At 73.7% G+C, this 11,012-nt stretch carries 10 protein-coding genes; 3 read left to right on the forward strand and 7 right to left on the reverse strand.

The features are described from left to right. Nucleotides 1–11: 11 nt before the first annotated feature. Genes ACI2K4_RS33140 through ACI2K4_RS33170 form a run of 7 tightly spaced genes read right to left on the reverse strand, consistent with a single transcriptional unit; the run spans nucleotide 12 to nucleotide 7,594 of the window. On the reverse strand, nucleotides 12–1,061 hold the full coding sequence (locus tag ACI2K4_RS33140) for an ATP-grasp domain-containing protein (protein ID WP_404517069.1): 1,050 nt from the start codon (nucleotides 1,059–1,061) through the stop codon (nucleotides 12–14). Continuing rightward, on the reverse strand, nucleotides 1,058–1,873 hold the full coding sequence (locus ACI2K4_RS33145; protein ID WP_404517071.1) for an exosortase/archaeosortase family protein: 816 nt from the start codon (nucleotides 1,871–1,873) through the stop codon (nucleotides 1,058–1,060). Before ACI2K4_RS33145 ends, ACI2K4_RS33140 begins: the two co-directional genes overlap by 4 nt. Continuing rightward, complete coding sequence (locus tag ACI2K4_RS33150; RefSeq protein ID WP_404517073.1) at nucleotides 1,870–3,297, reverse strand: glycosyltransferase; 1,428 nt, start codon at nucleotides 3,295–3,297, stop codon at nucleotides 1,870–1,872. The genes ACI2K4_RS33145 and ACI2K4_RS33150 overlap by 4 nt, the downstream gene beginning before the upstream one ends. Continuing rightward, the gene (locus ACI2K4_RS33155; protein ID WP_404517075.1) at nucleotides 3,294–3,989 is read right to left on the reverse strand and encodes an HAD family hydrolase; all 696 of its coding nucleotides are present in this window, start codon (nucleotides 3,987–3,989) and stop codon (nucleotides 3,294–3,296) included. Before ACI2K4_RS33155 ends, ACI2K4_RS33150 begins: the two co-directional genes overlap by 4 nt. Before the next feature lies 1 nt (nucleotide 3,990). Then, entirely contained in the window at nucleotides 3,991–4,653 is a 663-nt protein-coding gene (locus ACI2K4_RS33160) for a PIG-L deacetylase family protein (RefSeq protein ID WP_404517158.1), read from the reverse strand. Then, on the reverse strand, nucleotides 4,653–5,918 hold the full coding sequence (wecB, locus tag ACI2K4_RS33165; protein WP_404517077.1) for a non-hydrolyzing UDP-N-acetylglucosamine 2-epimerase: 1,266 nt from the start codon (nucleotides 5,916–5,918) through the stop codon (nucleotides 4,653–4,655). The genes ACI2K4_RS33160 and wecB overlap by 1 nt, the downstream gene beginning before the upstream one ends. Further along, nucleotides 5,918–7,594 carry a purple acid phosphatase family protein gene (locus ACI2K4_RS33170; protein WP_404517079.1) on the reverse strand — a complete coding sequence of 559 codons (1,677 nt, stop codon included), beginning with the start codon at nucleotides 7,592–7,594 and terminating at the stop codon, nucleotides 5,918–5,920. Before ACI2K4_RS33170 ends, wecB begins: the two co-directional genes overlap by 1 nt. 483 nt (nucleotides 7,595–8,077) lie before the next feature. Between ACI2K4_RS33170 and ACI2K4_RS33175 the strand changes: the two genes are divergently transcribed. The 3 genes from ACI2K4_RS33175 (at nucleotide 8,078) to ACI2K4_RS33185 (ending at nucleotide 10,982) form a co-directional block, all read left to right on the forward strand. Beyond that, nucleotides 8,078–9,100 (forward strand): LacI family DNA-binding transcriptional regulator, encoded by a 1,023-nt coding sequence (locus ACI2K4_RS33175; protein WP_404517081.1) that lies wholly within the window; start codon nucleotides 8,078–8,080, stop codon nucleotides 9,098–9,100. A 307-nt stretch (nucleotides 9,101–9,407) separates the two neighbouring features. Then, nucleotides 9,408–9,713 (forward strand): hypothetical protein, encoded by a 306-nt coding sequence (locus tag ACI2K4_RS33180; protein ID WP_404517083.1) that lies wholly within the window; start codon nucleotides 9,408–9,410, stop codon nucleotides 9,711–9,713. Between the two features lie 15 nt (nucleotides 9,714–9,728). Further along, nucleotides 9,729–10,982 (forward strand): cupin domain-containing protein, encoded by a 1,254-nt coding sequence (locus ACI2K4_RS33185; protein WP_404517085.1) that lies wholly within the window; start codon nucleotides 9,729–9,731, stop codon nucleotides 10,980–10,982. Nucleotides 10,983–11,012: the final 30 nt, after the last annotated feature.

The following is an 11,012-nucleotide window of genomic DNA, read 5'->3' on the forward strand; positions in this document are numbered from 1 at the left end:
CAACAATCCGGTCAGCGGGGGACGCGGCGGTCCACCGTGCTCTCCGCGAACCACCGCACGGTGGTCACGCCCTCGTCGGCGACCAGCGCGGTCGCGTCCATCGGCAGGCCGAGCGTGCCCAGCAGAAACTGTCCGACCAGGTCGGCACCGGCGGCCAGCGACAGCGGCAGACCGCCGGAGAAACGGGGGTTCACCTCGACCACCCGCGCCGGCCCGGCCTCGTCCAGGAAACCCTGTACGTTGCAGACGGCGGTCAGCCCGAGCGCCGCGACCAGCTCCTTGACCAGCACGTCGACCCGGCTGTCGGCAAAGGTGGTGCCCCGGGTCGAGATGCCGGCTCGGGTCTGGGCGCGCCAGCGGGGCACCGAGCCGAGGACCGTACCGTCTCGCCCGACGAGGCAGTCGACGGTGAACTCCCGTCCGGGCAGCCTGGTCTGCACCAGCGGGCGCGGCACCCGGCGCAGCAGGGTCGGGAAGTCGGCCGGGTCGTCCACCGGGTGGACGTCGCGTGACCCACGCCCGACGCGGGGCTTGACGATCCAGGGGCCGGGCAGGTCACCCGGCCCGTCGAGCGCGGTGCCGGGCCCGGCCACGCCGGCCGCCTCGACCCGCGCCGCGAACGCCCACTTGTCCAGGCAGTCGGCGACCGTACGGTGCGACGGGAACCACGCCGCGACGCCCCGCGCGGCGAAGTCCGGTTCGTTGCCGGCGACCCGGAGCAGCTCCTCGGCGACCGTCACGATCACCGCGTCGCTGCCGGTGGCGATCGCCGTGGCCAACAACCGGTCGGGATAGTCGGGGGAGTCGGCCGTGGGCAGCAGAGCGCTCTCGTGGCCCAGGTGCAGCCCGGCCGCGTACGGGTCGCAGTCGGCCGCCACCGGGGTCACCCCCAGGGCGGACAGCTCGCGCAGTACGGCCACCCCGGCCGGCCCGCCACAGCCGGTCACCAGCACCCGCCGGCCGGTCAGCCGAGGGTCCGACGGCAGTGGTCGCGGCGCCGACCGGACCGGCTGGAGCGGCTGGAGCGGGCCGGCGGCGGTGTGGTGGTCCACGTCGGTCATGGTGTCGTTCCCCGTCTCTCGTGCGCACCGCCCCGCCGCCTCCCGGCGGCGGTCGGTTGTGGTCGGGCGGTGGTCGGTTGTGTCCGGGTGGCGGTCGGTTCTCCCTGGGCAGCGGTCGGTTCTCCCCGGTTGGCGGTCGGTTCTCCCCGGTCGGCGGTCGGTTCCTCCCGGGCGGCGGCCATGTCCACGGCCTTCCCGCCCGCTGGCGTCGACGGGGTGCGGGGCCGGTCCGACCGAGGTGCCCGGCGACCGGGAAGCCGTACCGCGACCAGCACCAACAGCACCCCGATGAGCAGCGCGTAGGAGAAGACCGTGCCGACCCAGTCGTGGAAAGTGATCATGGTTGGGATGCCCGCACCCCGGCCGACCCAGAGCACCGCGACCAGGCGGGTCAGGTTGCCCAGTGACAGCAGCAGCACCGCGAACAGCGCACCGCCGACCCGCTGGCGCCGGCTGCCACCCAGGATCAGCAGCGACACCCCGGCGGCCGCGGCGCTCACCGTCAGCGCCGAGCACGAGGGGGTGATCCGGATGAAGTACGGCTGGTAGCCGTAGAAGCCGTGGACCAGGTTCGTGCCGGGAAGTTCCCTGGTCATCTCCAGCCCACTCTGCTGCGCCAGCCAGGCGGTCGCCCCCGCCTCCCAGTGGCTCACCGGGACCGCCGCCCACCAGCCGAGCCCGACCGTGAGCGCCAGCACCGCCAGGACCCGTACCAGCGGATAGCCGAGCCGCCCCCGCGCCGGGCCGACCGAGCGGTGCCGCCCGTGCCAGTCACCGCCGCCCGGGTGCGTCGGGTCCGCCAGGCTGGTCACGCGGCCGTCGCCACGGGCTGCCGGTCACGGGTGGCGCGGTCGGCCGGCACCAACGTGTTCGGGTCCAGGGCGGTCCGTTCGGTCTTGACCCAGGCGTAGCGGGACCCGGCCCAGGCGTCGAGCATCGCCCGGGTGCAGAGCAGCATCGAGACCACGAAGAGCGCGGGGAAGAGCAGCAGCGGCAGCAGTTCGCGGCGCCGGGCGCCGGCCCGCAGCAGACCGCCACCGACCTCCAGCACCGGCCCGGCCGCCATCAGCGGTGCGACCGCCCAGAGCGGCCCGGCCGACGGCAGGTCGGGCACGGTCATCGTGACCCCGGCCAGCAGCACGGCGAGCACGCAGAGCACCGGTACGTGGAAGACGTACAGGAACAGGGTCGCCTCGATCTTCTCCACCACCCGCAGGCGTGAACTGCGCAGCAGCGGGCGCCGGTAGTCCCGGCAGACCTGCTGGTGGCCCCGGGCCCAGCGGTAGCGCTGGCGGTAGTAGGCGCCCAGGCTGGTCACCGCGAGTTCGTGGTCCACCGCGTGTTCGGCGTAGCCGATCCGGTGACCGCGTAACCAGATCCGCAGCGACAGGTCGGTGTCCTCGGTGACCGAGTCGACGTTCCAGCCGCCGAGTTCCCGCAGCACGTCGGCACGTACGGCACAGTTCGCGCCGCCGTACGCGGGCAGCCCGAAGACCCGGTCGCGACCGGCCATGTTCACCAGGTAGCCGCAGAGGTAGTCGATCGCCACCAGCCGGGCCACCAGGCTGTCGCGGGCGTTGCGCACGACGCACCGGCCCTGCACGGCGGCCACCCGTGGGTCGGCGAACGGGCGCAGCAGTTCCCGCAGGCAGTCGGGGGCCGGCTGGTGGTCGGCGTCGAAGACCACCACCACCTCGCCCCGGGCCAGCCGGAGCGCGTCGTTGAGCGCGGCCGACTTCCCACCCACCGCGTTCTCGGCCCGCCGCAGCACCCGCCATCCCGGGTGCCCGGCGGCGGCCCGCTCCAGCAGGTCACCGGTGCCGTCCACGGACCGGTCGTCGACAAAGACGACCTCCAGCAGGTGCGCCGGGTAGTCGAGGGCGGCGAGCGCGGCGGTCAGCCCGTCGACCACTTTGGCCTCGTTGTGGCAGGGGACCAGCACGGTGACGCTCGGCGTGTGGCCCGGTCGGTCGTCCGGTCCGGTCGGGCCGGGACGCAGCGCGGCGGTCAGGAAGACCAGGTGCCGGATCAGGTACGCGGCGAAGACGGCGGTCAAGGCGAACACCAGCGCCTGGTACGCCCACGTCGGGCGGAGCAGCACGGCCACGCCGAGCGGCACCGCGACCGCGACCGCCGGCCAAATCCGTCGCCCGTTGTACCCCGCTGGCGCGGCGACCGTCCCGCCGGGCGCCGCCGTCCCGCCGGGCGCCCACCGGCGCCGGTGCCGTGGGCTCATCCGCGTCCCCGGCCGCAGAGGTCGAGCAGCAGGTCCAACGCCTCGGCCGTGCTCTCCGCCGACCGCCACACCCCGGCCGGGTCCGGCCGGTCGCGGTACTCGCCCACCCTCACCCGCAGCGCCCGGATGCCGAGCGCGGTGGCACCGGCGATGTCCTTCTCCGGCCGGTCGCCGACCATGACCGCGTCCCGCGGGGCGCAGCCGAGCAGGGACAGGCCCCGGCGGAAACCGGCCGGGTGCGGCTTGCGCCCGGCCCGGCCCAGCTCCTCGTCCGTACAGACCACCCCGGTCAGCACCGCGCCGAGCCCGGTCGCGGCGAGCTTCGCCCGCTGCTGGGCCGGATTGCCGTCGGTCACCAGGACCAGCGGTACGGACCGGGCCAGCCGGGTCAGCCGCTCGGTGACACCCGGGTACGGGGTGAGCGTGGTCGGCCGGAACTCCCGGAACGTGCCGACCAGTGCCGGGGCCAGCGCGGGATCGGCCCCGAGCGTGGCGAGCGCGGTGTCGATCAGGCCACCCCGGTCGCTGCCGCCCGTGGTCGCCGACCGCAGCGCCGTACGGAGTCCGGCCGGGTCGAGTCCGAGCACGGCACCGGCGGCGGCGACCCGGTCCCAGGTCTGGTCCAGGAACTCGGCCTGCGGGTAGAGGGTGTCGTCCAGGTCGAGCAGCACACCCCGGGGAGAGCGGTCCACCTCAGCCCTCCGCCGCCAGGCCGAGCGCTCCCGACATCGGAATCGTCGGCCGGTCACCGGGGAAGCGCAGCAGCGTACGGGTGGTGGTGAACGCCTCCGCCTCGGTCACCCGCCCCTGGAAGCCACGGAACCGGGCCTGCGCGGCCAGCGCCTCCAGGTCGATCCGCCGGCCGCCGATCACCTGCGAGATGTGGTGGCGCAGCAGGCGCAGTTTCTCCGGCACCAGGCCGGTGACGTCGCCGAAGACCACCGGCTGGAAGTCGAGCGTGGACGGGCTCTCGTAGTGCAGCACGGTGGTGAGGGTCCGGGCGGCGGCGACCGAGGCGGCGGCCGCCGCCCGGTGGTCCTGGTGCGAGTCGGCGGGCGCGTGGGTGAAGACCAGGTCGGGACGGACCCCGTCCATGGCCTCCTCGATCCGGTTGACCAGAGCCGGCCCGTGGTCGAGTTCGCCGTCGCGGAAGCCGCCGCCGAGCAGGTCGGCGCCGAGGTGGTCGGCGGCCTGACGCTGCTCGTGGGCGCGCAGGTCCGGGTCGCCCGGTCCGAGGCGACCATCGGTCAGGACGAGCATGGTGACCGAGGCGCCGGCCTGGCGGGCCCGCAGCAGGGTGGCGCCGCAACCCAGTTCGATGTCGTCGGGGTGGGCGCCGATCGCCAGGATTCTCATCACGCGGCCTCCTTCGAGTTGCCGGGCGCCGAGTTGCCGGGCGCCGAGTTGGTGAGCGCCGAGTTGTCGAGCGCCGAGTTGGTAGGCGCTGAGGTGGCGGACCCCGGGACGGCGGGACCGGGCTCGCGCAGCGCCAGCCGGCCGGTGTGGTGCAGGTCGGTCAGGAGCGCCGCGATCCGTTCGGCGGTGTGGCCGTCGCCGTACGGGCACGGCATCGCGGCGACCCGTTGCCGTACGGCCGGGGTGAGCAGGAGCGTGGCGGCGGCCACCGCCCGGTCCCGGTCGAGGCCGACCAGGACCGCCTGGCCGAGCGCGACCCCCTCGGGCCGGGGGGTGCTCTCCCGCAGCACCACCGCCGGTACGCCGAACCAGCCCGTCTCCTCCTGGAGCCCCCCGGAGTCGGTCGCGACCAGGGCCGATCCCGCGATCAGTTCCAGCATCCGACGGTGCGGCTGCGGCTCGAGCAGGGTGATCCGAGGGTGGTCCAACCGCCCGGTGAGCCCGGTCGCGGCGAGCCGGTCGGCGGTTCGCGGATGCAGCGGCCAGGTCACCGGCGCGTGCGACCGCGCCAGGGTCCGGACGATGTCGACCAGGGTGGCCAGTCGCTCCGGTGCGTCGACGGTGCCGGAGCGGTGGGCGGTGACCAGGATTCCGGACCGTCGTTCCGGTGGCACCACGGGCACACCGGAGCCGCGTAACACGTCGCAGACGGTGTTGCCGACGACGTGCACGTCCGGGTCCGCGATCCCCTCGCGGAGCAGGTGCTCGCGCGCTCCCGGGGTCGGGGCCAGGTGCACGGTGGCCAGGTCGGCCGCGACCGTACGGTTGCGTTCCTCCGGGGAGAGCGGGTTGTACGAGCGCAGCCCGGCCTCGACGTGCGCCACCGGTACGCCGTACCGGCGGGCCGCCATCGCCACCAGCGGCACCGTCCAGGTGTCGCCCTGCACCACCGCGACGTCCGGCCGGTCGCCCGCGAAGTAGCCGAGTGCGTGGGTGAGCAGTGCGCCGACCCGGGCCGGCTCGTCCCCGTCGAGCGTCCATTGGTGGTCGGGCGTGACGCCGAGGTCGGCGAAGAACGCCCCGGCCATCCGGTGGTCGTGGTGCTGTCCGGTCGCGATCACCTGGACCTGCGCCCCCGTGGCGCTCAGGGCCAGGGCGACCGGTGCGAGTTTGACGATCTCGGGGCGGGTGCCGGCGAACAGCACCGCCCGGAGGGCCCGCCCGGGGAACGTCTCCCCGGACGGGCCGGTGGGTTGGCGGTCCATCAGGCGGCCGGGACCTCCAGGCCGCTGCGGTGCCGCCGCCACGCGACGTAACCCGCGCCGGCGGCGAGGGCCGCGCCGGTCAGCACGGCCGGCATGCCGAAGGCCGGGGCGTCCACGGTGGCGGCGGTACGGCTGATGGTCAGCCGGTCCACCTCCGTCCCGGTCGCCGCGCCCTCGATCGAGACCGCCCGCAGGGTGAGCGTGGTGGTCTGGCCGGGGGCGGCGGGCACCACGTCGACCGCGAGCAGGTTGTGGCCCCGGTAGCGGACCCGGGACCACTCGACCGTCTCGCTCACCTTCGAGCCCGAGGCGTTGTGGTAGAAGGTGGAGACGGCGTCGGAGTCGTGCACCTTGCCGGCGTAGCTCTCCGGGCCGTTGGCCGGCAGGTTGTACAGGCCGGCGCCGCCGCCCCCGGCGACGACGTACGTGGTGCCGTCGGTCACCGGGTTGACGGTGTCGCCGACGGCGGCGGTACGGGTCCTGCGGTTGTCCCGGATCGGGTCGGCCCGCTCGTACATGTGGTTGTGACCGTTGATCACCAGGTCGACGTTGTACTTGTCGAACAGCGGCGTCCAGTAGGCGCGTACGCCGCCCTCGGAGCCGTGGTTTGTGGTGACCGCGTAGGCGCAGTGGTGGAAGAAGACCACGATGAAGTCGATCTTCGGGTTGGCCCGCAGGTCGGCCAGGGTCTTCTCCAGCCAGCTCACCTGGTTGCCGCCGGAGTAGCCACGGTTCGCGGGTCCCTCGTTGCTGACGTCGTTGGTGTCCAACGACAGCACCGCGACGTTGCCGTACGTGAAGGCGTAGACGCTCGGGCAGTTCGACGGGCCGCTGGTCGGCAGGTCCAGGCGCTGGACGTGGCCGCCGTACCCGTTGGGGGAGTACCACGACTCGATGTCGTGGTTGCCGGTGGCGAACATCCACGGCACCGACCGGGCGACCGGCTCGATCTGGGTGAAGTACTTGTCCCAGACCGTCGGGTTGAAGCTGTCCTCCAGCTTGCCCTTGCCGCTGGAGTCGGCGTACGTGATGTCCCCGGCGACCAGGTGGAAGGCCGGCTTCTGGGCGATTATCTGGGCGTTGTCCAGCAGGGCCTGGGCGCTCGCGCCCATGTCGCCCATGGCGGTGAAGGTGAACGGCCGCAGTGCGCCTCCGCTGCCGGCCGGTGCGGTGGTGAAGCTCTGCACCGGTCCGCCGGCCGGGTCGAGCCCGTCGTGGCCGATCGCGTAGTAGTAGGTGGTGTCGGGCGCGAGCCCGTCCAGCGCGGCGTGGCCGTAGAACTGGTCCAGCGGCGTACCGGTGCCGTAGTTGCTGTGCAGCGAGCGCAGTTCGCCCTGGACCACCTGGCTCAGGTCGTCGGCGGACGGGCCGAAGCGCAGCACCGGCTTGTCGACCGCGGCGGGAACCTGCCAACCCACCCGCATCTGGCTGGTCGGGTCGTTGCCGTAGGACAGGTGTCGCCCGAACGGCGTCACCGACGATCCCGGCGCTTCGGCGTACGCGGCCTTGGTGAGCAGTGTCGGGCCGACCGCGACCGCGGCGGCGCCGACCGCGCCGGCGGCGAGGAACCGCCGGCGGGACAGGCTCCTCTTCACGTCCTGCCAGTACTCGTACTGCTCGGCGATGGTCATCTCGCCGCGACGGCGGCGGGACACCCGGAAACCAGGAAGGTCCACGGACCTGCCTCTCTCGGTAGTTCGCAAGAAGGGTTGGACGACTTCACCCCAGGCAGAGGTTCACTCGCTGTAGTGAAGCTGGGGGTCATCGAAGGTGAACTTTTCGAGGTCAGACCATGTTTCATGAATGAAAAGCGGCTCGGAAACTACCAACAGTGATGTGTCTGCGTCGTGCGGTCCGGCCCCCGGGGAGATCCGGGCCGGTTGTGTGCGTGCGCGGTGGATCGGCACTTTTCGGCGGCGCCGGGCCGAGTCGCGGCTTTGCCTGCATCGTGGTATCCGTCCGGCTGGCCCGGATCCGCTAGTCTCGGGGCACCGGTTTCCGGAAGACTTCCGTAAATTGGTGGAGAATGCCAGATCCGGTCCCGACCGGCTGGCCCGGCCGGGACCGGCCCGGCTGAGCGTCATCCGTTCTGCCGTGGTGCCGGCGCGACCGCGAAAGTGTTTCGGTCGTAGGCTGGAGCCTCGACGAAGGAGCTGCCCGTGACGGTCGACGAAGGACGCAGGATCACCATCACCGCGATCGCCCAGGAAGCCGGCGTGTCGGTGCCGACCGTGTCCCGGGTGCTCAACGGTCGTAACGACGTCGCCCCGCAGACCCGGGAACGGGTCGAGGAGCTGCTGCGCCGCCACGGCTACCGGCGCCGCGCGACCCGGCCCCGAGCCGGTGCCAGCCTGATCGACCTGGTCTTCAACGACCTCGACAGCCCGTGGGCCGTGGAGATCATCCGAGGGGTCGAGGACGTCGCGCACGCCGCCGGTGTCGGCACCGTCGTCTCGGCCATCCACCGCCGCTCCACCTCCACCCGGCAGTGGCTGCAGAACCTGCGTACCCGGGCCACCGACGGGGTGATCCTGGTCAGCAGCGACCTCGCCCCACCGGTCCACGCCGAACTGCGTCGGCTCAACGTGCCGATGGTGCTGGTCGACCCGGCGGGCGTACCGACCCTGGACATCCCGACCATCGGCGCGACGAACTGGGCCGGTGGGCTGCGCGCCACCGAGCACCTGATCTCGCTCGGCCACCGCCGGATCGGCTTCATCGCCGGCCCGCCCCGACTGCTCTGCAGCCGGGCCCGCCTGGACGGCTACCGGGCCGCGCTCGAGGCGGCCGGTCTGCCGATGAGCGACGAGCTGATCGTGCCCGGCGACTTCTACCACGAGTCCGGTTACTCCAGCGGGACCGCGCTGCTCAACCTCGCCGACCCGCCCACCGCGATCTTCGCGTCGAGCGACCAGATGGCCTTCGGCGCGTACGAGGCGGTCCGGCGACGCGGCCTGCGGGTGCCCGACGACGTGAGCGTGGTCGGGTTCGACGACCTGCCCGAGGCGCGCTGGTCCTCACCGCCGCTGACCACGGTCCGCCAGCCGCTGGCGGAGATGGGGCTGCTCGCCGCGCGTACCGTGCTCCGGCTGGCCCGGGGCGAGCCGGTCGACACCCCACGCGTCGAGCTCTCCACCGACCTGGTCGTACGGGACAGTTCGGCGCCGCTGGCCCGGCCCTGACCCGCGCTCGTCGTCGAGGCGAGGGCCACCCCGTTCGTCCGCACCCGTTGTCGAGGCGACGCCCACCCCGTTCGTCCGCTCCCGCTTTTGCCGGTGTCGCGGGCGGGTCGCCCGGTGGCGGTCGCTCGCCCAGCTCGGCCTCAGCCGGGGGCGGATTCGGTCAATCGCGTCCGCCCGGCCCGCGCCGACCTAGGCTGCTGGTGGAGACAAGTCCGCCGACGGGTTAGGGATGATCGCGCACCGGGTACCACCGGGTGCACGGCGGCCCGCCGCGTGGAAGGTGGGGCGACAGATCCGAGGGGGCCCGATGAGACTCGACGACGACGACATGCGGACGAGCGGCGGTGGCGCCGCCGAGGGCCCGGCCGACGGTGGGGCCAACCCAGCCGGCCGTGACGGGGGTGCCGACGGGTCCGCCGAGGGTCCGGCCGACGGCGGCGCCACGCCGGGCCAGCACGACGGCGGCGCGGACGGCACCGCCGAGGGTCCGGCCGATGGCGGCGCCACGCCGGGCCAGCACGACGGTGGCGCGGACGGCAGCGCCGAGGGTCCGGCCGACGGTGGGGCGAACCCCGGTCAGCGCGACGGTGGCGCGGACAGCGCGGCCCGCTAGCCGGGAACCGAGGATATGAGCGATGACGCGCCGGGCGGCCAGCACCGCCCGGCGCTCGCCCGTTGTGTGGCCCTCGCCCCGGCCACGTTTGTCGCCGCCCACTGGGGTCGGGCACCGCTGCTCTCCCGCGCGGCCGAACTCGGCAACCCGGACGGCTTCAGCGACCTGCTCAGCCCGGCCGACGCCGACGAACTGCTCAGCCGGCGTGGGCTGCGTACCCCGTTCCTGCGGGCGGCCAAGGAGGGCCGGGTGTTGCCGGCGGCCCGGTTCACCGGCGGCGGCGGGGCCGGCGCCGAGATCGGCGACCAGGTGCTCGACGAGCGGATCCTCGACCTGTACGCCGACGGTGCCACCCTGGTCCTTCAGGGCCTGCACCGTAACTGGCCACCGCTGGTCGACTTCACCCGCGAACTCGGTACGGCGCTGAACCAGCCGCTACAGGTCAACGCGTACCTGACACCCGCCGGCAACCAGGGCTTCGCCACCCACTACGACACCCACGACGTCTTCGTGCTCCAGGTCGACGGCGAGAAACACTGGCGGATCCACGAGCCGGTGCTGCCCGATCCGCTGGAACGCCAGCCCTGGGGCGGCCGGGCCGACGAGGTTTCCGCCACCGCCGCCGGCCCGCCCGCGCTCGACGTCACCCTGACCCCCGGGGACGCGCTCTACCTGCCCCGGGGCTGGTTGCACAGCGCGCAGGCACAGCGCGGCGCCTCCCTGCACCTGACCGTCGGGGTGCGCGCCCTCACCCGGTACGCCCTGGTCGAGACCCTGCTCGGACTGGCCGCCGAGGACCAGCGGCTGCGCGCCTCGCTGCCGTTCGGGCTGGATCTCGCCGAACCCGACCAGATCGCGGCGGAACTGACCGAGACCGTCGCCGCGCTGCGTGACTGGCTCGGTCGGGCCGAACCGGCGGCGGTGGCGGCGGAACTGCGCGAGCGGGTCTGGACTGCGGCCCGACCGGCGCCGATCCGGCCGCTGGCCCAGGCGGACGCGATCACCGGACTCGACGTCGACACCCGGCTCGCGCCCCGCGACGGGCTGCGCTGGCAGGTGGTGCCGGCCGGCGCGGACGAGCCTGGGCGGATCGCGCTGCGCCTGTTCGACCGGACCATCACCTTTCCCGATCAGTGCGCGCCCGCGCTGCGGGCGTTCCTCGGCGGCGCCGTCACCCGGGTCGGTGACCTGCCCGGACTCGACGACGACGCGGACCGGATCGTGCTCGCCCGCCGGCTGCTGCGCGAGGCGGTGGCCGTCCCGGCGTAGCCGACGGCAGGGCTCGGCGGAACAACCGGA

The organism is Micromonospora sp. NPDC050397 (genome assembly GCF_044901685.1).
Taxonomy (GTDB): Bacteria; Actinomycetota; Actinomycetes; order Mycobacteriales; family Micromonosporaceae; genus Micromonospora_G.